Source organism: Sporolactobacillus sp. THM19-2 (genome assembly GCF_004153195.1).
Classification (GTDB): Bacteria; Bacillota; Bacilli; order Bacillales; family Sporolactobacillaceae; genus Sporolactobacillus.
The window spans coordinates 201,134-223,111 of sequence record NZ_SEMC01000004.1 but is presented as its reverse complement, the minus strand read 5'-3'; the positions used below and the strand labels follow the sequence as shown (position 1 = coordinate 223,111).

At 45.0% G+C, this 21,978-nt stretch carries 22 protein-coding genes, 2 pseudogenes and 2 riboswitches; of the genes and pseudogenes, 13 read left to right on the top strand and 11 right to left on the bottom strand.

Features of this window, described 5'->3' with window-relative positions; genetic code table 11:
• Nucleotides 1–194: 194 nt before the first annotated feature.
• The 4 genes and pseudogenes from EWH91_RS05715 to EWH91_RS05700 all read left to right on the top strand — a co-directional run.
• A pseudogene (locus EWH91_RS05715) lies at nucleotides 195–509 on the top strand (helix-turn-helix domain-containing protein); the annotation flags it as partial.
• 288 nt (nucleotides 510–797) lie between these two features.
• On the top strand, nucleotides 798–1,337 hold the full coding sequence (locus EWH91_RS05710) for an EXLDI protein (protein WP_129929061.1): 540 nt from the start codon (nucleotides 798–800) through the stop codon (nucleotides 1,335–1,337).
• Between the two features lie 39 nt (nucleotides 1,338–1,376).
• Nucleotides 1,377–2,327: a magnesium/cobalt transporter CorA gene (corA, locus tag EWH91_RS05705; RefSeq protein WP_129929060.1), complete on the top strand. Its 951-nt coding sequence runs from the start codon at nucleotides 1,377–1,379 to the stop codon at nucleotides 2,325–2,327.
• A gap of 62 nt (nucleotides 2,328–2,389) precedes the next feature.
• The gene (locus tag EWH91_RS05700) at nucleotides 2,390–2,965 is read left to right on the top strand and encodes a xanthine phosphoribosyltransferase (protein WP_129929059.1); all 576 of its coding nucleotides are present in this window, start codon (nucleotides 2,390–2,392) and stop codon (nucleotides 2,963–2,965) included.
• A gap of 47 nt (nucleotides 2,966–3,012) precedes the next feature.
• On the opposite strand, the gene xerS is transcribed toward EWH91_RS05700, so the two are convergent.
• Entirely contained in the window at nucleotides 3,013–4,101 is a 1,089-nt protein-coding gene (gene xerS / locus EWH91_RS05695) for a tyrosine recombinase XerS (RefSeq protein WP_129929058.1), read from the bottom strand.
• Nucleotides 4,102–4,298: 197 nt separating this feature from the next.
• A riboswitch (ZMP/ZTP riboswitch) is annotated at nucleotides 4,299–4,380 on the top strand.
• Between the two features lie 63 nt (nucleotides 4,381–4,443).
• Between xerS and EWH91_RS05690 the strand changes: the two genes are divergently transcribed.
• Nucleotides 4,444–5,316 carry a bifunctional 5,10-methylenetetrahydrofolate dehydrogenase/5,10-methenyltetrahydrofolate cyclohydrolase gene (locus EWH91_RS05690; RefSeq protein WP_129929057.1) on the top strand — a complete coding sequence of 291 codons (873 nt, stop codon included), beginning with the start codon at nucleotides 4,444–4,446 and terminating at the stop codon, nucleotides 5,314–5,316.
• Nucleotides 5,303–5,917: a cyclodeaminase/cyclohydrolase family protein gene (locus EWH91_RS05685; protein WP_165364250.1), complete on the top strand. Its 615-nt coding sequence runs from the start codon at nucleotides 5,303–5,305 to the stop codon at nucleotides 5,915–5,917. Before EWH91_RS05690 ends, EWH91_RS05685 begins: the two co-directional genes overlap by 14 nt.
• 879 nt (nucleotides 5,918–6,796) lie before the next feature.
• Here the strand turns inward: EWH91_RS05685 and EWH91_RS05680 are convergent.
• The 4 genes from EWH91_RS05680 to EWH91_RS05665 form a co-directional block, all read right to left on the bottom strand.
• Nucleotides 6,797–8,122 (bottom strand): short-chain fatty acid transporter, encoded by a 1,326-nt coding sequence (locus tag EWH91_RS05680; protein ID WP_165364249.1) that lies wholly within the window; start codon nucleotides 8,120–8,122, stop codon nucleotides 6,797–6,799.
• Nucleotides 8,123–8,204: 82 nt separating this feature from the next.
• The gene (locus EWH91_RS05675; protein WP_129929054.1) at nucleotides 8,205–8,858 is read right to left on the bottom strand and encodes a 3-oxoacid CoA-transferase subunit B; all 654 of its coding nucleotides are present in this window, start codon (nucleotides 8,856–8,858) and stop codon (nucleotides 8,205–8,207) included.
• 14 nt (nucleotides 8,859–8,872) lie between these two features.
• Entirely contained in the window at nucleotides 8,873–9,568 is a 696-nt protein-coding gene (locus tag EWH91_RS05670) for a CoA transferase subunit A (RefSeq protein ID WP_129929053.1), read from the bottom strand.
• Between the two features lie 115 nt (nucleotides 9,569–9,683).
• Complete coding sequence (locus EWH91_RS05665; RefSeq protein WP_129929052.1) at nucleotides 9,684–9,923, bottom strand: hypothetical protein; 240 nt, start codon at nucleotides 9,921–9,923, stop codon at nucleotides 9,684–9,686.
• 197 nt (nucleotides 9,924–10,120) lie between these two features.
• On the opposite strand from EWH91_RS05665, the pseudogene EWH91_RS14730 reads away from it, so the two are divergent.
• From EWH91_RS14730 to mbcS, 3 genes and pseudogenes are all read left to right on the top strand, one after another.
• A pseudogene (locus EWH91_RS14730) lies at nucleotides 10,121–10,192 on the top strand (SDR family oxidoreductase); the annotation flags it as partial.
• A 235-nt stretch (nucleotides 10,193–10,427) separates the two neighbouring features.
• Complete coding sequence (gene spoIIP / locus EWH91_RS05655; RefSeq protein WP_240697266.1) at nucleotides 10,428–11,510, top strand: stage II sporulation protein P; 1,083 nt, start codon at nucleotides 10,428–10,430, stop codon at nucleotides 11,508–11,510.
• Nucleotides 11,511–11,607: 97 nt separating this feature from the next.
• Nucleotides 11,608–13,215 (top strand): acyl-CoA synthetase MbcS, encoded by a 1,608-nt coding sequence (gene mbcS / locus EWH91_RS05650; RefSeq protein ID WP_129929051.1) that lies wholly within the window; start codon nucleotides 11,608–11,610, stop codon nucleotides 13,213–13,215.
• Nucleotides 13,216–13,291: 76 nt separating this feature from the next.
• Here the strand turns inward: mbcS and EWH91_RS05645 are convergent, their stop codons facing one another.
• From EWH91_RS05645 to EWH91_RS05635, 3 genes are read right to left on the bottom strand one after another with little or no spacing between them, the layout of a single operon-like run.
• Nucleotides 13,292–14,095 carry an energy-coupling factor transporter transmembrane component T family protein gene (locus EWH91_RS05645; RefSeq protein ID WP_129929050.1) on the bottom strand — a complete coding sequence of 268 codons (804 nt, stop codon included), beginning with the start codon at nucleotides 14,093–14,095 and terminating at the stop codon, nucleotides 13,292–13,294.
• Complete coding sequence (locus EWH91_RS05640) at nucleotides 14,055–15,545, bottom strand: ABC transporter ATP-binding protein (RefSeq protein ID WP_326407523.1); 1,491 nt, start codon at nucleotides 15,543–15,545, stop codon at nucleotides 14,055–14,057. Before EWH91_RS05640 ends, EWH91_RS05645 begins: the two co-directional genes overlap by 41 nt.
• The gene (locus EWH91_RS05635; RefSeq protein WP_129929048.1) at nucleotides 15,529–16,125 is read right to left on the bottom strand and encodes an ECF transporter S component; all 597 of its coding nucleotides are present in this window, start codon (nucleotides 16,123–16,125) and stop codon (nucleotides 15,529–15,531) included. The genes EWH91_RS05640 and EWH91_RS05635 overlap by 17 nt, the downstream gene beginning before the upstream one ends.
• An 87-nt stretch (nucleotides 16,126–16,212) precedes the next feature.
• Nucleotides 16,213–16,310, bottom strand: a riboswitch (TPP riboswitch).
• A 109-nt stretch (nucleotides 16,311–16,419) separates the two neighbouring features.
• Here EWH91_RS05635 and EWH91_RS05630 point away from each other — a divergent pair.
• Together EWH91_RS05630 and EWH91_RS05625 are read left to right on the top strand one after the other, a co-directional pair.
• Nucleotides 16,420–17,094: a hypothetical protein gene (locus tag EWH91_RS05630; protein WP_129929047.1), complete on the top strand. Its 675-nt coding sequence runs from the start codon at nucleotides 16,420–16,422 to the stop codon at nucleotides 17,092–17,094.
• Nucleotides 17,066–17,269 carry a hypothetical protein gene (locus EWH91_RS05625; RefSeq protein ID WP_129929046.1) on the top strand — a complete coding sequence of 68 codons (204 nt, stop codon included), beginning with the start codon at nucleotides 17,066–17,068 and terminating at the stop codon, nucleotides 17,267–17,269. The genes EWH91_RS05630 and EWH91_RS05625 overlap by 29 nt, the downstream gene beginning before the upstream one ends.
• Nucleotides 17,270–17,280: 11 nt before the next feature.
• Here EWH91_RS05625 and EWH91_RS05620 read toward each other — a convergent pair whose 3' ends face one another.
• Nucleotides 17,281–17,661 (bottom strand): YppE family protein, encoded by a 381-nt coding sequence (locus tag EWH91_RS05620; RefSeq protein WP_129929045.1) that lies wholly within the window; start codon nucleotides 17,659–17,661, stop codon nucleotides 17,281–17,283.
• Nucleotides 17,662–17,705: 44 nt separating this feature from the next.
• Entirely contained in the window at nucleotides 17,706–18,002 is a 297-nt protein-coding gene (locus EWH91_RS05615) for a hypothetical protein (protein ID WP_129929044.1), read from the bottom strand.
• A 252-nt stretch (nucleotides 18,003–18,254) separates the two neighbouring features.
• On the opposite strand from EWH91_RS05615, the gene recU reads away from it, so the two are divergent.
• On the top strand, nucleotides 18,255–18,863 hold the full coding sequence (gene recU, locus EWH91_RS05610; RefSeq protein WP_129929043.1) for a Holliday junction resolvase RecU: 609 nt from the start codon (nucleotides 18,255–18,257) through the stop codon (nucleotides 18,861–18,863).
• Between the two features lie 77 nt (nucleotides 18,864–18,940).
• Entirely contained in the window at nucleotides 18,941–21,409 is a 2,469-nt protein-coding gene (locus EWH91_RS05605; protein WP_129929042.1) for a transglycosylase domain-containing protein, read from the top strand.
• 82 nt (nucleotides 21,410–21,491) lie between these two features.
• Here EWH91_RS05605 and EWH91_RS05600 read toward each other — a convergent pair whose 3' ends face one another.
• Nucleotides 21,492–21,941: a YpoC family protein gene (locus EWH91_RS05600; RefSeq protein ID WP_129929041.1), complete on the bottom strand. Its 450-nt coding sequence runs from the start codon at nucleotides 21,939–21,941 to the stop codon at nucleotides 21,492–21,494.
• Nucleotides 21,942–21,978 lie beyond the last annotated feature (37 nt).

The window sequence follows — 21,978 nt, the reverse complement described above, 5'->3', positions numbered from 1 at the left end:
TCAGGGTGAGTGTGTTCACTCTATTACAGAAATCTGATCAGGTGACCGGCTTTTCCCCCGATCTATAAATCTCTTAAATATCCCCGGATTTAAAATCTAAGTGCAACACATCAAGATTACACAAATAGGCCATGGAGACCTAAACTTAAAGTGCCAAAACTCTAAAGACAGGAAATCTCCATGAGAAAATCTCCATGACCCAATCTAAGAATAGCACTGCCGAGCATTACCAACAACTCACACCAGAAGAAAGAGGCGTAATTGAAGCGTATTTGAACGCTGGTCAGTCAAAAGCCGAAATCAGCCGTCTGCTTCATCGCAGTCGCAGTAGCATCTCTCGCGAAATCAGACGGGGCAGGGTTCAACAGCGTAATTATGACTACCTCTTTGTTTATCGATACTACGCTGACACCAGCCAGCTCTTTCATGAACGGGCCCGTCAAAAGTGCCATTCTAAGGGCTTAGAAGAACGCTGCTGGTTGTTCTTCAAGATGTTCACAAAGGCGCTCGGCTATGCTAGCGCCGCCGAGCTTATTGTGACCGCGCTGGCGAGCTAGCTCACGGCCTGACTCCATGGTTGTTGCGTTTGATTTGGCATTCCGGGTCTCTTAAATCTCAATCATGATACGCATTTAAAGCTTAAGCCATATTATATATTCATAAAATGCTTATATATAATGAATAAATATATGTAGAACATACATGTATATTATTTTGTTTATACGTAGAAATCGTGTATATTTATATGTATAAGTTGAATATAACATTCTCGTGATGATAGGGGAGGGGCGATTCTTTTGCCAAATAAAACCATTTATGTACCCGATGTGGATTTACCTGTTTTTGATCAGGCACAGAATGTTTCTGGAAAGAATTTATCAGCAACAATTGTTCAGGCCCTTCGTTATTTTGTAAAAATTGAAGAGGGAAAAGGTTTTGTACAAGTAGAAGTGTCAGAAGGAGAAAATGGATTTTACACCCGAAAGCGTTTTATTGGCAGAGAGCTGGCATCATCCTGTGTCAGTGATCAGAATGCATTAATCACGACGAATTATGTCGTTTATGAAACGGTTCACGGTCGGTATGCCGTACTGATCACTACTGAAAAGAAACTGCCGCTTGAACAATCCATTGAAAGAGAACTGGAAAGAAGAATCATGGAGCGTCTTACAGGAAGAAATAAAGGAAATTTGCAGCTTTTGGCTGAAGAGGAGGATGTACCGACTACGAAAAGGCTTGAAATCTATGATTCAATTGACAGACTTTCCGGCCATATTCCCGGGGATCTGTTCCGTGCACTTCATGAAGTGCGTGACAGTGAATTTCTGGATATTTAATGTCCGGATCTGGTTTTGAAAAATGGAAGAAGGTATTTTATGATACGTATTTTAGCCAAAAAGAAGGACAGCATCACTGATCAAGTCACCCTGCCTGAATTAAGAAAAGAAGCAGCGTGGTATTGGCTGGATATCTGCGAACCGGATGATAAAGAACGTGAAACCATCAGCAGATATTATCCGTTTATGCATCAGCAATTAAAAGATGAACATCGTTATAGAAAACGTCCGCATATAAAAATCTATCAGGATTACTTTATTCTGTCGATGCAGGCTGTGAACCCCAGTACCCTAAAACCTCATGAACTGCACTTGTTTTGCGGGAAAAGTTTTCTGATTACCCGTCATTCAGATAATCTGAAATCGATTAATGATGTCTGGCATGACTGCCGGAAAGATGGAAATCTATCATCGTCGGATTCGCAAAGAGTTATTCTGCGTCGTCTAATCGAGCGGCTGATTGAACAATATTATATGGTTGGTAATCTGCTGGAGGATCAGGTTGACGCATTAAACGTAAAATCGAAACGGGTTTCTGTAAATAAATTAAACAGCCGCGTGTATCAGATTCGCAGTGAATTGCTTGGTTTCCGCCGTGCTGTCATGCCTCTTCAGGACATTTTCGAACGGATAATTAGTTCGACTTATATCAGGACAGACGATGAAGAAGAGATTTACCTGCATAATATCAATGAAAGCCTGGACAGATTGACACATATGATTGAATCTAATATGGAAATGACATCAGACATTCGTGACAGTTATCTTGCACTGACGACATATCGAACAAACAGCATTATGCAGACTCTGACCGTTATCACCACTATTTTTATGCCACTTAGCTTTATAGCAGGCATTTACGGAATGAATTTTCAGTATATGCCTGAACTGAAATGGCGGGGTGGCTATTTTCTTGTTCTCGGTTTAATGCTCGGTATTGCCATCATTATGACTTTCTGGTTCAGAAAAAAAGGGTGGTTTGAAAAATAAAAGTGTGGCAAGATGTTATTATAAACATGCTAAGCTGCTGACCAGGGAGTGGAGAAAAAGAAATGGAAGAGTTGAAAAACAGGATTCGAAAGGAAGGGAAGGTGATTGACGAAGAAATTCTAAAAGTCGATCACTTTCTTAATCACCAGATTGATCCCATATTGATGTGTAAGATAGGGGAACAATTTGCCCGTATTTTCAAAGAAACAGAGGTAACAAAAGTCATTACACTCGAATCTTCCGGAATTGCACCTGCCCTGATGACAGGATTCATTATGAAACTTCCGGTTATTTTTGCAAGAAAGAAAAAGCCGGTGACCGCAAATGAGGATATGCTGAGCACGGAGGTCTATTCTTTTACAAAAAAAGTAACGAATACGATCAGCCTTGAAAAAAGCCTGCTCAGTCCAGAAGACCGGGTGCTAGTTATTGATGACTTTCTGGCCAATGGTGCTGCCTCGCTCGGCTTGACGAAACTGATAAAAACAGCCGGGGCTAAGGTAGCAGGTATTGGCATTGTTATTGAAAAGTCGTTCCAGGAAGGGCGCAGACGACTGGAAGAAGCCGGCTATTCTGTCTGCTCACTTGCACGTATCGCGTCACTGAAAGAAAATCATGTCTCATTTCTGGATGAATGAGAATAAAGTGTACATAACAAATATTATGTAAACATACATGTCATGCCTTATTCTTTGTTCTTTTCAAAATGATCATCCATATGGTCAACCGCCCGTTTTAATTCATCATTGGATAGATGGGTATAAATCATGGTTGTCTGAATAGAAGAATGACCAAGCTGTCGTCTCAGTTTAGGAATATCATTATTTTCCGCCTGATAACGGGTCGCAAATGAGTGCCTGAGTTTATGGACGGAGAGAGAGGGTTTTCCGAAGGCGACAGCATATTTTTTTACGAGATTCTCGACAGCCCGTGGACTCAGTCTTCTTGTCGTTCCTTTGGGTCCCATCGGTGCAGATACAAACAGGGCTTTAACAGAGGGCTCCAGACCATATCTCTTTACCCGAACATGGATATAATCTTCAAGATCCAGTCCTGCCTGTTCACTGAAAAAGACATATTGTTCTTTGTTGCCTTTACGAATGACACGAACCATTCGTTTTTTAAAATCAATATCACTTAGATCCAGCCCGACGACTTCGGAAAGACGCAGTCCGGAACCGAGAATCAGTGAAACAATTGCCGTATCCCGTTCAGCGTTCTGTTTATGGAAATTAAGCAGTTTCTTGTTATCTTTAACGGTCTGACAATAATCTTTGGCAACGAACTGTCGGAACTGTTCATATTCATCATTCCAGAGAATCTTACCTGACATTTTCTGAGCAATAGTCTCTTGATCCTCTTTAATCTTATTTAATGCAATTTTTGCCATCACATTGCGGATAAGATATGGTTTTAATTCATCGGTTTCAGCGACATTCGTCAAATAATGAAATAACGATTTCAGAGAAGAAAGCTTCCGGTTAATCGTGAATTTGTCATTACGCAGTCTGACCTGGAGATACGAAAGAAAATTTTCAATAGTCTGTGGTTTCAGGGATTCCAGACAGCTGAGGGGGACATCCTGAGCTTTTCCGTTAAAAAGACCTTCTGCTGTCAGCCAGTTGAAGAAGATCAGGTAGTCATGACAATAATTCAGGAGCGAACGGGGCGACATGGTTCGCATTTTTTTATCAACAAATTCCCGGACATACCAGGGCAGCTGTTCAGTTTTATCATCAATCCGGTCGTAAAGATGCTGTCTGCGTTCATCCATAGCAGGGAAGCCTCCATTTAGCTATCTAGTGGGATGGATAATTTTTACATTTATAAGTATATACCCGCACGGGGAGGATGTCAAATATTTTACGAAGTATTCATGATCCGGATTTAAAATGAATAAAGTTTGTCGTATGTGATGTGTGATTTATGTTATACTAAGAAAGGAATGTGACATGTTCGTGAAAAATTAACTTTATCATGTGTAACTGGCGTAACATGGGAAACCATGGGGGAGCGCATGAATGATAAACAGCCGTACGCCTGGGCAAAGTATTTGGGAGATGACATCAACCAAGTACTTTTTTATTTACGACAACCCGATACGGAGGCGGTTTTGTTGGGTAAATTATTGAAAACAAAAGAACTGGCCGGTCAGATTGAAGCCGAGATTAAGGGTGATGTGAGACATTTAAAGGAGAGGGGGATCTATCCGGCCATTTCCGTCCTCCTTGTGAAGGGAGATCCTGCTTCAGCATACTATGCGAAGGCAAAGGAGAAATTAGCTCGAAAACTGGGTATTCGCTTTCTCTTAACTTCATTTCACCAATCAGTGACTGAAAGGGAACTCTTAGAAAAAATAAACGGGCTGAATCATTGCCCCTCAGTTCACGGAATCATGCTTGAATTGCCCCTTCCAAAACATCTTGATGCGAATAAATTATCTTCTGCAGTATCTCCGGAAAAAGATGTTGACGGACTGACCCCATCAAATCAATTTTCCTGTATGAACGGCACCCGGGGTCTGTATCCGGCAACGCCTCAATCATGTATTCGTATACTGAAATATTTTGGCTATTCTCTGAAAGGAAAACGGGTTGTTCTGATCGGTCATGGAAAAACAGTCGGCAGGCCCCTTGTGCACATGTTACTGCGTGAAAATGCGACACTGACAGTCTGCGATGAGTTTACGACTAAATTGAAACCACATATCGATCAGGCGGATATTTTGATTTCCGCAGTTGGCAAAGCAAATCTGATTATGCCGGAGATGGTGCACCCGGAACTGGTGATTATTGATGCCGGGATCAATGATACACCTGATGGTATTACCGGAGATGTGAATGCAGAGGTAGCAGAAAGCATCCGGGCCATGACGCCTGTTCCAGGCGGTGTAGGGAAAATCACAACAATGGTTTTGTTTCAGAACCTGATACGAGCAGTATCACTTCAAACCAATGAAAGTGTGGTCGGTTATTATGAAAGTCTTTGATCAGACTTTAAGACAGTTTATTGAAGCTTCAGGATCAAAATCACCTGTTCCAGGCGGTGGAAGTGTTGCAGCGGTCAGTGCCGCATTAGGTGCATCGATGGGGGCGATGGTTGCCCGTTTGACGTCTGGTCTGAAGTATCATTCAGTTTCAGAGCGGATGAATGAGATCATCCGGCAGATGGAGGCAGCCATTCAAACTTTTGAGCATTTCGCAGCCGAGGATATGGATTCTTTTAAGGCGTTCATGGATGCTCTGCATCTGCCAAAGGTAACAGATGAACAACGTGCCGATCGAACTTCAGCATTGCAAAAGGCCGCCATTCATGCGGCTGAAATCCCGATCAGCCTGATGACAGAGTGTCGGGATACGGCGCAGATACTTGCAGCATCAGCAGAACTGTTCAATAAAAATGTGAAATCAGATCTTGGAGTTGCAGTGATTCTATTGGAAGCTTCGGCACAATCTGCCTGGCTGACGGCTCAAATTAACTTTAAATATATAAAAGATCTGTCTTTACGAAATAAATTACAGGAACAGGGAAACGGAACATTAAAACACATTCAGAAAACGAAAGAGCAGATTCTGAATATCATCAGCTAAAAAAGAGAGGCTGATAAGCTTTAAAAATAAATTTTAGACATTACTTCGTCAAAATTATATTTTACGCAGTAATCTACAGATCCATAACAGCCCTTCTCTTTTTCATTTTATCCTTAAAATGACGGTCAATTCTCTTATTAAAAATACTTGTTGTTCAGTCTTAAGGTCGACTCCCTGTCTTTGCGTCACAAAATTGAAGTAAATGAAACGACACATGCGGGAACCTTCCTTATTGTAAAACAAGCATTCTTCTTGTCCCTGTGTTTGTGCCGTCAGACAATATAACAGCTGCGTGTTCCTTGATTCCATATGCAACTTTACAGGGATAAGTCAGGATGCACAGACTGTTGATCGGGTGCTTTTTTTTCTGTAGTACCGGATTTCGTCTGATGAAACCACCACGAATGATCGGAACGTTTTTTTATTTTTTCCCGTTTCCATTCCGAAAGTTTCTCCAGTTCATATGGGTTGATCATATCTTATCCCCTCTCCTTCTTGTTTACAGTTACAGCTTACTCTATAAACAATGGAAACGAATCCACAGGGAGAATGATCTTTTACTCATACCCTGGTCTGATTTGTTGTCAGACACACTTCAGTACAACCCTGATATTCGATGGATCTCTGACCAGAAAGGATTGTCCGAATTTAACAGCAGAATAACCCATGACCCCAATTCGGGTTATTGTTTCAGTACGTGCACTTCCATTTGGAAACTTCAGAACAAAGTTTTTTTCATGCCAACTACAGTGTTATCCGGGGGCGGCTTCCCTTTACCTGTCCATTATGTAAAAAATATATAAGCTGTACATGAGAATGTCCAATAGTTATTCCTGTAAACAAATATAAAATACCGGATTCATCCGGTATTCTGAGGATTTAGAACCAATAACCCCACATCAGGACGACACCGGCATAAACCAGGCCGACCCACAGCATGGGAATAACGAGATAGCCCATAATGTCCTTGAGCCTTAATTTAGACAGGGCAAGCGCCGGGAGAATCCAAAAGGGCTGAATCAGGTCATTCCAGGCGCATCCGAGCATCACGCTCATGGACGTCTGACTCAGTGAAGCGTTTAACGCTTTGGCAGCATCAATCATAAATGGGCCCTGAACTACCCAGTGTCCTCCTCCGGAAGGCACGAAAAAATTTATTACAAACGAGCTGATCAGCCCCCAGAAAGGTAAAGATTCGACTGAAGACAGGTTTACAAACACCATGGCGATTGTGGTCACGAGCCCGGATCCGATCATGATTGCCATGATACCGGCATAAAACGGGAACTGAAGAAGAATTCCGGATATTGTTTTAATACCCTGAGAAAGGCTTGAGACGTAACGGGCCGGGGTACCAAGCAGCAGAATACCGAGAAAAAGAATAATAAAGTTAACGATGTTAAGATTCAATGCGTTGCCATGGAAAAAGTAGATGAATATATAGACGAGTCCGGCAATCCCAATAGTATAAGAAAGCAGATGACTGTTATTCAGCCGGCTGGCCGGAGTATGTTCTTCCCCTCCTGCCTCTACGTGTTTTTTCTCGTGCAGTGATCGGTCAATTTCAATAATATCTGATTTCTTTTTTGGATGCAGAATCGCATTTAATAGAGGCAAAGTGATCAATAAAATGCCGGTTGTAATTAGGATTGGCGGTGCAAAGATGGTGTCATTGAGTGAAACCAGTCCCATTGCTTTTTCAAGTGGATGACCGGGGGTAGAAATTAACAGTGGGATACTTGCAGAAAGTCCGAGTCCGTAAAACGTGAAACCGCTGTAAGCGGCAGCAATAATCAGTGGATAATGAATCCCCTTCACATGCAGTGCCAGCTTCTTTGCAATCACCCCGCCAATAACAAGACCAAACCCCCAGTTCAGATAACAGCCGATACTCCCGGCCACTGTTGCGATGATCACCGCGGTTTTGGGTGTTTTGATCCGCATCACGATTTTATCCAGAAGCCTGTCGACTGCAGGAGCTGACGCCAGAACGTAGCCCATGGCCAGAATAACAGCCATCTGAGTTGTAAACTCCAGCAGGCTCCAGAATCCACTTCCCCAGTGATTAATCATGGAAACCGGGCTCTGCTTTTCAACAACGACAGCCAGCAACATGGTCAGAAGTGTCAGGCCGATTGCAAAGACAAACGGATCCGGCAGGTAACGCTTCATCAGTTTTGTAAAAAAACGTGTGGCGTGATCCACTTTACATCCACCTCTCATAATCAGGTCAGGCGATCACGTCCAATCAACCCGTTGCCAGTGATCGCCTGATAAATGGTTGAAATCAGCTGTTAGAAAGAAGCCCGGGATCTATCTGAAAGTGTGCCTCGGTCTTCTCTGTGATTTCTTCTACTGTAGATCCAGGTTGAAGCTCAACCAGTCGCAATCCCTGATCGCTCAAATGAAAGACGGCTAAATCGGTTATCAGGCAGTCAACGACACCTTTTCCGGTCAGTGGAAGGGTGCATGTTCTTTTCACTTTTGATTCACCATGTTTATTGACATGATCCATAATCACAACTATTCGTTTCGCTCCCTGGACCAGATCCATCGCCCCGCCCATCCCCTTAACCATTTTTCCGGGGATCATCCAGTTGGCAAGATCACCCTCTTCTGACACTTCCATACCGCCCAGTATAGCCAGGTCGATGTGACCGCCACGAATCATGGCAAATGACTCGGAACTGTCGAAATAAGCAGCCCCCTGGATTGCCGTAACGGTTTCTTTTCCGGCATTTATCAAATCGGGATCCACCTTTTCCGGTGCAGGGTAGGCACCGATACCCAGGAGCCCGTTTTCCGACTGCAGCATCACATGGATATCATCCGGAATCCTGTCGGCAATCAGGGTCGGCATTCCGATCCCGAGGTTGACATACATCCCGTCCCGCATCTCCTTCAGAGCGCGATCAAGAATGAACTGTCTGTTTACTCGCATATGGCCCCCTCCTATCAGTTTTTAGCAATAATCAGTCGCTCGATCCGTTTTTCATAATTCGTTCCCTGATAAACAGACTGGACATAGAGACTCGGCGTGTGGACCAGATCCGGATCAAGTGCACCGGTCGGCACTAGTTCTTCAACTTCAGCAAATGTGATTTTTCCAGCCTGAGCGGCGATCGGGTTAAAATTGCGGGCTGTTTTTCTGTAAATCAGATTACCGTAAGGATCCGCTTTCCACGCTTTGATCAGGGCAAAGTCACCGGTAATGGCTTCTTCCATGATATAGGTCTTTCCGTTGAAGACCTTCTCTTCTTTGCCTTCGGCGATAACCGTGCCAACGCCTGTAGCTGTATAGAATGCCGGAATACCCGCCCCTCCCGCTCTCAGGCGCTCAGCAAGTGTCCCCTGAGGAACCAGCTCAACTTCGAGTTCGCCGTTGAGAAATTGCTGTTCAAACCGCTTATTCTCCCCTACATAAGAGGCAATCATTTTCCTGATTTGTTTGTTTTCCAGAAGAAGCCCCAGTCCCCAGTCATCTATGCCGCAATTATTACTGACAACTGTCAGATCTTTCACCCCGCTCTCACGCAAGGCATAGATCATTTTTTCTGGTATGCCGCAAAGACCAAAACCACCAACAATCAGCGTTGCACCGTCGTGAATTTGATCAGTCATTGCTTCAACAGACGATAGAACCTTGTTCATGACCTCATACCTCCTGTTCAGATAATGAATATTTGCCGCCGACCGACAGGCTACAGGCACCGCCAGAGGAAAGCAGCAAACGTTTACGTTATATTTCTGAAATCATTCTCCACGATCATCGAAGCCCCCTGCCGATGCAGAACGAGGCCAGGCAATGAACCTGGTTCACTTTAATCCATACAGCATGCATCCCGTACAGGACTCCGGCAAATAAACTAATCAGCGTCCAGGCTGTTCCAACAATCATGGCTTCAATCATCGCGTTCTCTCCCTTTACCACCAGTCTGTATGCGTAGGAATGTTCTTCCTGCCTACCGGCCTGCGGGCAGATGACGGGATGTACAGGATGATACATTGTATTTCCCCGCAAAGACGATTATGTAACTATTTTTTGTACTAATTCTATTTTCTTTCTCTATACATTTAGTAAGCCCATTCCGCTTTGAGCGTGAATGGGTGACAGCATTTCTGTAAATGCATGCTGATACTGAAAGGAAAGCACAGGTGACTCTGTCAGGCAGGGACGGAACAGCCATCTGACAAGCCGCAGACACCCTCTTCCTGGCAAGTGATGCGGCGCGTGGTGTTACAGGACAGGCGGTCGTTCTGGACGGAGGGTATACTCGCGTCACCTGTCCCCCGGCTCGTGCGGCCCGGTCACTTTTTCACATCCATAGCCTCAAAACCTTCTAAGGAAATGACCTGGCAGCCAGTTAATTTTTTGTAAATAGTGTAACCCCCCCTGTTATTTATCAACTGTAACTTTTTCTATGAAAAACAGGAAAAAATGTCTAACTTCTCCCCCCTCGTTCATAGATTAATAGAGTAGCAGGATATTTCGATAACAGGAGGGACAAGTTTGATAAAATTTCCTACCCCGCAGCCCATACAACCTTCATCCCAGATCCTTTCACGCTATATCTTCCTGATGGTTCTCACCTACGGACTTGCCATCCTGATTGTTCTGGGACATGTAAAAGCAGGATTTATTGAACGAGTGATGCAGGAATCGAACCTTCCGGCAGAAATGCTTCTTCCGGAGACATTCGGTAATGAAAATGTGATCTATAATCATGCCATAAAAGCGAAAGATCGACCGAAGAATGCGTATCATTTTCTCTTTGAAATGCTGACGGACCTGCGATTTGATGATATGCGAAGCCTTTTCGGCTCAGAACTTCCTGGATTTACGATTTACAATACGAAAATCTTTGTTGCCGGCGAAGGGATGGATTATACCAGCCTTCCTCAGGACAATCCTCCTCCCCCGGAAATCAGTCTTGAGACGCCTGAACCACTTCCGCCGGCGAAACCATCTGAGAAAAATGAAAAATTGAAAAAGACTGTCCTGATTTATCATACACATTACTGGGAAGCCTATAAACCTGCAAATAAAGGGAAAGACGCCACTATGGATCCGGGAGTGAGTGTACTTAAGGGCGGTGAGAAAATCAGCCGGATTCTGGAAGACAATGGCATAGGCTCCGTTCATGATCGGCAAAGAGACTGGAACGCCGGAGATGACGCGTATCAAAAATCACGTATCGCTGTAAAAAATGCCTTAAAAAAAGAGCCTTCACTTGATTACCTGATCGATATTCACCGTGATTCCCTTGGTCGATCAAAGACAACCCTGGAGCGGGACGGCGTCTCCTACGCCCGGATCAGCTTCATCATTGGTGAAGAAAATCCCAATTATTCAGCAAACCTCTATCTGGCGAAACAATTAAAGAACCGGATAGATAGAAAGCAGCCTGGTCTCGTCAGAGGTATTGTTGGAAAAACGAAATTTGTCGGTAACGGTGTTTATAATCAGGACTTATCAGAGAAGGCGATACTGATCGAACTCGGCGGCGTGGATAATACCCTTGATGAGGTCGAACGAAGCGCAACAATCTTAGCTGAAGCACTCAGTGATTATATTGATCAGCAGAAAAAATAAGTTGCATAATTTAGGACCTGATATTAATATGTAGTTATAAATCGGTCTGAGGTTCTGCCCTTCGAATCCGAAATGATTTTAAAGGAGACGTGATCGTTTGAATTTAAAAGATCTGATTGCACCGGAGCGATACAATCTGACGAGCGAAATTGACCAGTACGATTCTGATAAAACAGCCTTGCTCTGGGAGAATGATTCAGGTGAAAAAGAATCGATCAGCTACCACGATCTGATTGAACGATCAAAACAATTTGCCCATGCCCTTTCGAAACTTGGCATTGGCAAGGGTGACAAGATCATGGCTGTGGTGCCGAGAATCATTGATGCCTATGTTATCTATCTTGGTGCCCTGAGGTCCGGAGTTGCCGTTATACCCGGATCGGAAATGCTCCGTTCCGCAGACATCAGTTATCGAATCAACCAGGGTGAAGCGAAGGCCATTATTGCCTATTTTGAATACAGCGGGCAGATTGACCAGATTCAGGAGGAAATGCCTACTCTGAAATATAAAATTTCTGCTGGAGGACAGACAAAAGGATGGCTGTCCATGGATGAACTGATCTGTCACGCCTCATCGGATTTTACGACTGTTCCTACACACCGTGACGACATGGCCTTTCTGACCTACACATCAGGGACAACGGGGACACCAAAAGGAGTGGTGCATACTCATGCATGGGCATATGCTCATCTGAGAATTGCTCCGTCCCGCTGGCTTGATGTGCATGCAGGGGACACAGTCTGGGCAACAGCCGGACCAGGCTGGCAGAAATGGGTTTGGAGTCCTTTTCTCTCTGTGCTTGGTAAAGGGGTAACCGGATTTATTTATTTCGGACGTTTTCACCCGGAGAAGCAGCTGCAGTTACTGCAGGATTATCAGATTAATGTGCTTTGCTGTACACCAACCGAGTACAGACTGATGGCTAAAGTCGACCATCTCGGGGATTATGATCTTTCTCACCTGCGTGCTGCATGTTCAGCCGGCGAAGCCTTGAATCGCGGTGTTATGGATACCTTCAAACAAACGTTTCATATCCAGCTGAGAGACGGCTACGGACAGACGGAAAGTACATTACTGATCGGAACCATGGTTGACACCGAGATCCGTCCGGGATCTATGGGGCAGCCTGTAATCAATGATTTTATTACAGTTGTTGATGAAGACGGCGATCCGGTTCCCAAAGGCGTTATTGGTAATATTGCCGTTCGACGTGACTTTCCAGCCCTTTCCAAAGGTTATTATAAACAGCCGGATCTTTATAAATCATCAGTTGTCGGCAATTATTTTCTTACCGGGGACCGCGCGGCAAGAGACAAGGATAATTACTTCTGGTTTCACGGACGGCGCGATGATGTGATTATCAGCTCCGGGTACACCATCGGACCCGTTGAAGTCGAGGATGCCCTGCTGAAGCATCCAGCTGTCAAAGACTGCGCGGTCGTCGCAAGCCCCCATCCGGTTCGCGGTAATATTGTAAAAGCTTTTATTATCCTGAAAGAGGGCTTCACGGGTAATCGGGAAAGAGTAAAAGAACTTCAGGACTTCGTTAAAAATGAAACGGCGCCCTATAAATATCCGCGGGAAATTGAATTTGTAAAAGACCTGCCGAAGACCGTTTCCGGAAAAATCAAACGCTCAGCATTGCGTGATCTGGAAATAGAGCGTGCAAAAGAAAAAGGACTGGTTGTTAACGAAACAAGATGAAAAAACGCTTCTCCGGCTGGAGAGGCGTTTTTTCATATGAACCAGGCCTTGTGCGTCTCTTCAATGATCAGACTGCTCAATACCCTTCCATCACATCCGTATACGGCGTCAGGGGCAGCCACTGAGAAAAAAAGAAGCCGGAACCCACTGCGACGACCAAAATGATAGCGAAGATTACATCATACCGGCTCCAGCCGATCTCGTAATAAAACGTTCGTTTTCCTTTCAGCGAAAATCTCTTTGCTTCCATCGCCACTGCGGTACGTTGCGCTCTTCGAATAGACTGGACCAGCATAGTCAGTGCATATCTCTTCATTCTTTCGTAGACTGCCCTGACTCCCTTCTGATTCGTCATTCCCCGGACCTTCATGGCCTGACGGATATGGATAAATTCCTCACCCATCATCGGCAGCATACGAAAGGCTGCCAGGCAGCCATATGCGTATCGGACAGGCATGCGCAGCTGCTGCATTAACGAATAGAAAAAGCGGACGGGTTCAGTGGTTGAAGCAAAGATCAGACCAATCATGCTGAATGTAAAAGAACGGAGTCCAAGTAAAACGCCTTTTGTCAGGCTCTCTACACTGATCGATACAAGTCCCCAGCGGAAAAGCACCTGATTCCCTTCACTGAAAAAGATGATCGCAGAGGCACTGAAGAAGGATACGATAAAAGTAAAAAGAATAAACCAGAAGGAAAATCTGGCTGAAAACCCGCCGACACACAGATAAATCACGGTAAAAATCAGGGTGGCCCAGATCATGGTGTTCAGGTTTTGTACAAAAAGATACACAATAAATAGTGAGGCAATACCCGTAAATTTAAGTGCAGGATTAATCTTAAAAAACCATTTGTCCGTGTCCGTCCAGATATGGTCCATCCGCTTCACCTTCCCTCCCCCGTGGTTTATCGGTCTGCAGCCGGTCGCTGACCAGCCGGCCCTCGTGAATCTCCAGCACACGCGTCGCAAAATGGCGGACGATTTCCATCTCATGGGTGACCATGATAATCGTTGTACCTGATTCCCTGAGTTTCTGAAAGACATCAAGCAGGGCAAATGTATTTCTGGCGTCCTGTCCGAATGTCGGTTCATCCAAAATGACCACTTTTGGACGCGTGATCAGAGCTGAAGCAACGCTCAGCCGCTTTTTCTGCCCCACAGAGAGCTGAAAGGGATTCTGCCTGCGCTGGTCTGTCAGAGAAAACCGGTCCAGGGAGTCGTTGACGGATTCTTCTACGACTTCCGGAGGAGTTCCCCTCAGGACCAGACTGAATCCCATCTCATCATCCGTCCGGTCAGTGACAAACTGATATTCCGGATTCTGAAAGACGAAGGCAATCTCGTCTTCCGGATGATCCAAATGCCAGCGAACATGGCCGCTGCAGGGTATCAGACCCATTATGCCTTCGACCATAGTACTCTTTCCGGCCCCGTTCTCACCAATTATGGCAATCCATTCCCCTTGCCGGATCTTCAATTCTGCAAGAGAAAAAGTCACCGCTTTATTCCGATAGACACAAAACTGATCAAGATCGAGAAGCGGATCATGAAACTTGCTTCTGGCGGCATGACCTGACCGTTCTTTTTCATATGACGGCCAGGCTCCCGGGTACCAGATACCATCGTCATCCAGTTCTTTTTCATGATTCCGAATCACTTCGGATTTCGGTCCATCGGCAATAATTTCTCCGGAAGTATTGAATAAAACGACACGGTCAATAAAATCCAGGACGTGATTAATTTTGTGTTCCACAATGATCAGTGTCCTCTTATGACTGACTTCTCTTACCGTTTCCCAGAGCGCTCTTGTTCCATCCGGATCAAGCAGAGCAGTTGGCTCATCAAGAAACAGGACTTCAGGCTCAAGTGCCAGCACACTTGCGATCGCAAGCCTTTGTTTCATACCCCCTGACAGGGTTCGGATCAGGCGATGTGAATCGGGAAAAAAGAGTCCGACCATTCTGAGATAATGGTTGATCAGATCCGGCATTTTGCTGCGTTCAATCTGCTGATTCTCCAGGACGAAAGCGATTTCTTCATCTACATAGGGCATACAGAACTGTGTCTCCGGGTCCTGAAAGATGAATCCCCAGTTATCCGGAAGGCTGATTCTGTCGGTACGCATGGGAAGTTCGACGCTGCCTGGAATCAGACCTGAAAGCACCTGCAGAAGAGTGGATTTCCCGCATCCGGAAGGACCAAGGAACAGAATTTTTTCACCTTCCTGATAATGAAAAGTAAGATCTTTGAAAAACATTGATTCTTTTTTCGGGAAAGCAAGCCTCAGATTGGTAACCCCCCAGGTCCTTTGCTCATTTTTTGAGGACATCATAGTCTTCCTTCGAAACAGGACGCAGAATTTGTGTAACCCCCGTCTTCTCAAGCGCTTTAACAAGAACGTAAGCAAATCCACCGGCAATCAATGCGGAACTGATTAAACGGAATATCACATATAGTGTCAGATTCCATCCGGCAAGACCGGTCATATAGCCATAGGCATAATCCAGAATAAATGATCCGATGGCAGCAGAAAATCCGGACAGCATAGCAACAGAAACAGTAAAACGCCGGTAGAGCCAGAGGGCAAAGATCAGTTCAGAAAAACCTCCCTGTATCAATCCATAATAAAGATTCTGTATGCCGCCGCTTCCTGCAAAAAGCACTTCGGCAAGCGCTGCTGCTGTTTCAGCCAGTAGAGCAACACCCGGTTTCCGTATCAAGAGTGCTGCAAACGGCCCGGCGATATACCAGATACCGTAAATCAGTTGCTCCAGATGCATACCGAATGGCTGAAGTAAATCATAAACCGGTCCCATGAGTCTGAAGACAAGTCCGAAGGCGAGTGCGACAACAATGGTCACGAGAATATCCGTAAGATTGAGTGCATATTTCTTTTTTTCTGTTTCCATTCTGATTTCCCCCTAAAATCATTTGTTGACCAGGGTGTAAATAAAAAAACCGCTTTCCCAGGGAACGGAGAAGCGGTATGGCATCTTCAGCAACATCAGCCACTTCCCTACGCTGGTATTATCCAGATCAGGTCCGAGGGTCAGAGTCAAAGCTCTTCTCAGCAAAAGCACCCCTAGTGTTCAAATGATTATTTTATTTTCATGATAAACATACTACAGCTGGGGTAAATGTTCAACAATTTTTAACATAAATCGTTTTCAATAATGACGGATCCGCCAGAATGGAGTGTTTATATGTTTCCTGCACCTCAATCACTGATTGTTCTTCTCCTGTTTATTTTGGGACCTTTTTCAGAAACGGATCAGGCGTTCCTCCGGCAAGACTCTCCTGACCAGATTATTCGATCACAACGGCCGGAGAACACCGCCGCACTTATTCAGTCTTCAGATCTTGTCATACAGGTTCATATTGATGGCCGAATCAGGCGCTGGGAAACCGGCTGGAAGCTGTCATCCGGACGCAGATTGGTCAATGCTTCACAGAAACTCTACCCGGTCAGTGTGCTGAAGGGAACCTTCTCAGCCCCTCCCCTGCTCCTGACAACGGGTATCGAACCCTTGCCGGTACCCGATGATCCCCTGAACCGGATATATACCGGGCCGCTGGCAGATGGTGAGTATCTTCTTTTCCTCCGAAGTTCTGCTGCTCCCCCTTTCTTCATATTAAATGGCGGGTTCAGCGGCGTGTATCCGATCTATTCGGGAAGTACGATTGCTCTTGATACAGACGGGTTCCCGGACCTTGGAAGGAAAACGATGGATCAGATTGCAACCATGATCCGGCGCATGGAATCCCGCACGCAGCGTTTTTTTAGCATAAGTGCTGTGGACAGGCCATATATTTTAATTAGAAACGAGAAAAAAACCGGAGGCAGAAATTATGGAAAAATTCATTACAGCCACAAATAAAAGACCCACAGCGCTAAATGATCGCTTTCAGAATGGGATCCGCCGAATTGAACAGCTGTCTGTCGAAGACTGCTTTGAAGCCATGACCCGGATCATGTACCGGATCATTATTTTTTGCGGCATTCCCTATTTTTTATTCGTCCTTTGGTCCTTTATCAGAATGCAGGGCGAATAGTGAGAAACAAGTTAACCCTGATCCACTCGCAGGTCTTCGAGTATATTATCCAGAACGTAATCGATGGATTTGATCATCTCCAGAAAACGTCGCCGGCGCGTGTCCTTTTGAAAAGCGGTAACGCATATAATCGAAAGGTTATCATACGTATCCTTTATTTGAATGGGATAAACATATTCCGGATGGTCTTCACGCACCCATGTTTCTGCAAGCGGGCGCCAGCTGTCAATCAGGTGCTGGACGTGATCTGCAAAGGGTTTGACTTCACCGAAGAAATCAACGGAATAGTCAGGCCGGCGGGTCCGGTCTGTAAATTGCGCTTTTGCCTTTCTATTATATAATTTCAGTTCGCAGGTCATCTCTTTCAACCTTGCTTTTTCATTCTCTGCCATGAAACACACCTCTAAAGTCCTGTTCATATCCAGTTTAACATGAATCATGAAGGGAGCGCATGAAAACGATGTTTGAGCATGTGCTCCCCTGCCACCTCCTCTTGTTGCGTGCTGGCCGGACCGGTCGGGTGGATCACAGATTCATTGATCATGATCATCTCTTTTTCTTCGTACAGCAGTTTTTCCCGACACTCAGATAATTGATGATCAATGAGGTCAGACGTTCGTCGCATCACTTTATTTTCCAGCTGTTCCATCATCAGAAAAAGCCTGTCCATTTTATTTTCAAGGGACTGGAGCGACAGACCATTTTTTTTATTATCCGCAGCCAGTGTGTGCAAAATATCCCTTCTTCCCTTTTCATGTTTACTCTTAAACTTCTATAGAGCAGCTGCTTTCCCCTCTGCAGGCGACAAAACTGGTACCCGTGCGACAAAACTCGTATTTTAAACCCATGTGTCTTTAAATAGCTTCATAAATGCTGTTCTTTTGTGAAACAGTCACAAAGGATGCGCCATTTTATTTCCGAGCATGGCTCATTTTGGTATACTGTGGTATGTTAATAGCAATCTGTCAAAGAGAGGCTACGAGATATGACCATCTATTATCCAAACGGACAGCCTTACAGGAAAAAAGGAGAAGAAGCACCTCATGAGGATCAGCGGCAGGTGAAATACGGTCATCGGGGGATGACGCTGGAGGAAGATCTTAATGTCAGCAATCAGTATTACCTCCATTCCGACCAGGCAGTGATTTATAAAAAGCCGACGCCGGTTCAGATTGTCCATGTTGATTATCCGCGGCGAAGTGCTGCAAAAATTACTGAAGCTTATTTCCGTAAAGCTTCCACGACAGATTATAATGGTGTATTCAAGGGGAAATATGTTGATTTTGAGGCAAAGGAGACGACACATGCCAATTATATTCCTTTGAAGAACTTCCATGAACATCAGGTGACGCACATGGACCGGATCAGAAGGCACGGCGGCATCGGATTTATCATTGTTAAATTTAAAAAAAGCAATGAGGTCTTTTTGCTTGACGCGTCTGTTCTTTCTGAATGCTGGCGAGCCTCTCTGAAACATGGCGGAAGAAAATCCATGTCCCGAACTTTATTTCTGAAAAAGGGGCATTTGATTCCGCAGCATTTTATGCCGCGGCTGGATTATCTTCGCGTGGTCCGGGATGTTTACTTTAATTAGTCATAATCCGCAGAGAAAAGCGAATAGTATTAGGAAGTAAACCATGGGCAGGCTGTTGAGAAAGGTAGGATAGAATCATGGTTGAATATCATACGAGAATGGAGAGGCGCCGTGCCGCAGAACTTGAGCGGAAACGTGCGAACGACTCCCCTTCTCATAAACACAGAAAACCTTCCGGAGGTGGCGGTAAAAAAAGAGGCTGGTTTAAACGAGTAATGATCATTCTTTCTCTGATTATCCTCTTCATGATACTCGCAGGTGCGGTAACCGTATTTGCAATAATAAAAAATGCTCCGGCTTTAAATGAACAAGAACTGAAGAACCCGGCATCCTCTGTTATATATGATCAGAACGATAAAGAAGCGATGATAATAGATGCCGGAGAGAATCGTGAATATATGCCGATAGAATCGATTCCGGCAGTTGTTCAGGACGCGTATATTTCAACCGAGGATGTTCGATTTTACCGGCATTTCGGAGTTGATCCAATACGTATTATGGGTGCAGGGGTTGCTCAGTTCACGAAGGGTTTTAAATCTGAAGGTGCGAGTACCATTACGCAGCAGGTGGTCCGCAATGCTATGCTGAGTCAGAATAAGACGTTTACCCGAAAAATACAGGAAGCGTATCTGGCGATTCAGCTTGAGAAGCAGTACACAAAAAAACAGATACTTGAAATGTACCTGAATCAGATTTACCTGGGTTCAGGTCCGACTTATGGTGTTGCCGCAGCTTCTCAGCACTATTTTGGTACGGAGCTGAAAAATATTACACTCCCTCAGGCGGCGATGCTGGCTGCGATGACGCGAAATCCGGGTTACTACGATCCGATTACCCACCCGGATCGGGCAAAGCAGCGTCGTGATCTGGTACTGGATCTCATGGTGAGCAATAAAGCGATTACCCCTGAGCAGGCAGCCCATGCCAAGAGCGTTTCGATGAAGGAAATGACTGCTAAGCATAAAGAGAATAAACCCGTTAATCGAAAGTACGGTGCGTTTCTTGACTACATTCGCCGCGTCCTGGTGGATCAGGAAAAAGTCATCAGCGAACAGGAATTCACTTCAGGCGGACTGAAAATATATACAACTCTTGATCCGAAGATACAGAAACGTACTGAAGATATTCTCAACAATGAAAAGAATTATCCTAATGTACAAAAAAACTTCAACGGTGCCGTGTCGGTCATTGACACCCAGACCGGTGCGATTCGTGCGCTGGGAGGCGGGAGAAATTATCAGTACTCGAATACAAACAGAGCCTTCATGGATGGACGAAGTATTGGATCCACTTCCAAACCGTTAATGGATTACGGCCCGGCGATTGAATACTTGAAATGGCCGACGGATTATATGGTTGATGACAAGCAAGGAACGACCTATTCCGGTTCGAATCAAGAAGTCGGCAACTGGGACGGCAAGTTTATGGGTCCCATGACGATTCGTAAAGCTCTGTATCTGTCACGAAATGTTCCTGCTTTACGGACGATGCAGGAATTCATTCAAACTAAAGGATCATCGAAACCCATTCGGACATTTGCCCGTAATCTGGGCATTCGTGGCGAAGTTGTGGATCCGACACAGCCCTTCCAGGAATCTTACGCTATTGGCTCCTTCTCATCTACACCGCTGCAAATGGCCGGTGCATATGCGGCTTTTGGCAACAATGGTGTATATAATGAGCCCTATGGTGTGCGAAAGATTGTCAAACCGGACGGAGAAATTATTCAACTTGATCACCAGAGACGTGTCGCCATGCATGACTATACGGCATATATGATTACTGATATGCTGAAGGATGTCATGACTAAGGGAACGGGTACATGGGCCAATATTCCGGGTACAGCTCTGGCAGGGAAAACGGGCACCCAAAATATTGATGATGATTTTGCAGCACAGCATCACATTTCTAAATATGATCAGGATCACGGTGCTACCGCAGCGTGGTTTGTCGGGTATACCAGCCGTCTGACAACAGCAGTATGGACGGGCTATTCAGGCGTTAAGAGTGATTCAGTCAGTTCAAAGGATTTCGGAACTTTTCTTGGCACCGGTGAACAGCGCTACTCCATGACGATCTTTAAAAATATCATGACACCGTTCATGCCGGGAGCACCCGATTTTGTTCAGCCCGATTCAGTGATCCATATTGGCGGAGGAGAACTGGCGGTAAAAAATGCAGATGTAAAGAATCATTCTAATCAGGAGAAGGATGAAGGAAATCAGCAGGGCGATAACTCCAGTTCGAGCATGCCGTCTTCTTCAAGCTCGTCCGCTCCTGCCAGCAGTTCGCAGCCACCGGCGACAGGCAGTTCAGTTTCTTCCTCTTCGTCACAAAGTTCTTCCTCTTCTTCAGCATCAACAGGAGGAGGACAAGGAAACGGTAACGGTAATAACGGTAACGGTAATAATGGTTCACCGGATAATAGCTCGAATAGTGGCACAACCAATTCTGCGACCACACCGGATCAGCCATCTTCTCCTTCCTCATCCTCATCAACTTCAACTCCAACTTCTTCAACTTCGACTTCGACTTCAACCCCATAATACAGACGTACAAAAAGAAAACGGGCAAATGCCCGTTTTCTTTTTGTGATCTAATGAAGACTAAATAAATGTTTCAGAATAACTAAGCTTCTGGTGGTGTCAAAGGCTTGCCGGCCGGCAGGCTTTTTTTCATCCGATGGTACACGGCAAGTTTTTTTGTCAGTTCTTCCTGAAGGCTGTCCAGCTGAATAAATGATATATAGCGGTCGGGCTGCCGGAAAATATACTTGAGTCTCTCCTGAAGATTAAGCGGCGCAAAGGGCAGCGCCTGAAGTTCTGAAGTCAACTCTACCGGAGACAGTGTTCGTACAGGACGATTCGCTGTCCAGACCATGTGATCAATAAATGCAGATACAGCATGTAACATCAGCCCTTTTGCCTGTTCAGATTGCCTGCGATGAAAAGCTGTTCTGATCTGCTGGCGCTCTTCCCATAAGTATGGAAGAACGGGATCCTTTTCCTGCCATGGCCAGGTCGCCAGTAACGAAGAATCACCCTTAAATAACATGTCGTAGAAGAAAGGAATGCGCATCCTTTCTTCCCTATTTTTCGGCATGGATAGTTCAGAT

Excerpts from the sequence above, each read along its gene's own strand:
- recU (WP_129929043.1), top strand. The coding sequence starts at position 18,255 with ATGACCATCTATTATCCAAACGGACAGCCTTACAGGAAAAAAGGAGAA.
- xerS (WP_129929058.1), bottom strand. The coding sequence starts at position 4,101 with ATGGATGAACGCAGACAGCATCTTTACGACCGGATTGATGATAAAACT.
- EWH91_RS05700 (WP_129929059.1), top strand. The coding sequence starts at position 2,390 with ATGGAAGAGTTGAAAAACAGGATTCGAAAGGAAGGGAAGGTGATTGAC.
- corA (WP_129929060.1), top strand. The coding sequence starts at position 1,377 with ATGATACGTATTTTAGCCAAAAAGAAGGACAGCATCACTGATCAAGTC.
- EWH91_RS05625 (WP_129929046.1), top strand. The coding sequence starts at position 17,066 with ATGGAAAAATTCATTACAGCCACAAATAAAAGACCCACAGCGCTAAAT.
- EWH91_RS05665 (WP_129929052.1), bottom strand. The coding sequence starts at position 9,923 with ATGTATCATCCTGTACATCCCGTCATCTGCCCGCAGGCCGGTAGGCAG.
- EWH91_RS05670 (WP_129929053.1), bottom strand. The coding sequence starts at position 9,568 with ATGAACAAGGTTCTATCGTCTGTTGAAGCAATGACTGATCAAATTCAC.
- EWH91_RS05620 (WP_129929045.1), bottom strand. The coding sequence starts at position 17,661 with ATGGCAGAGAATGAAAAAGCAAGGTTGAAAGAGATGACCTGCGAACTG.
- EWH91_RS05685 (WP_165364250.1), top strand. The coding sequence starts at position 5,303 with ATGAAAGTCTTTGATCAGACTTTAAGACAGTTTATTGAAGCTTCAGGA.
- EWH91_RS05630 (WP_129929047.1), top strand. The coding sequence starts at position 16,420 with ATGTTTCCTGCACCTCAATCACTGATTGTTCTTCTCCTGTTTATTTTG.
- EWH91_RS05640 (WP_326407523.1), bottom strand. The coding sequence starts at position 15,545 with ATGTCCTCAAAAAATGAGCAAAGGACCTGGGGGGTTACCAATCTGAGG.
- EWH91_RS05675 (WP_129929054.1), bottom strand. The coding sequence starts at position 8,858 with ATGCGAGTAAACAGACAGTTCATTCTTGATCGCGCTCTGAAGGAGATG.
- EWH91_RS05635 (WP_129929048.1), bottom strand. The coding sequence starts at position 16,125 with ATGGAAACAGAAAAAAAGAAATATGCACTCAATCTTACGGATATTCTC.
- EWH91_RS05600 (WP_129929041.1), bottom strand. The coding sequence starts at position 21,941 with ATGCGCATTCCTTTCTTCTACGACATGTTATTTAAGGGTGATTCTTCG.
- EWH91_RS05645 (WP_129929050.1), bottom strand. The coding sequence starts at position 14,095 with ATGGACCATATCTGGACGGACACGGACAAATGGTTTTTTAAGATTAAT.
- EWH91_RS05605 (WP_129929042.1), top strand. The coding sequence starts at position 18,941 with ATGGTTGAATATCATACGAGAATGGAGAGGCGCCGTGCCGCAGAACTT.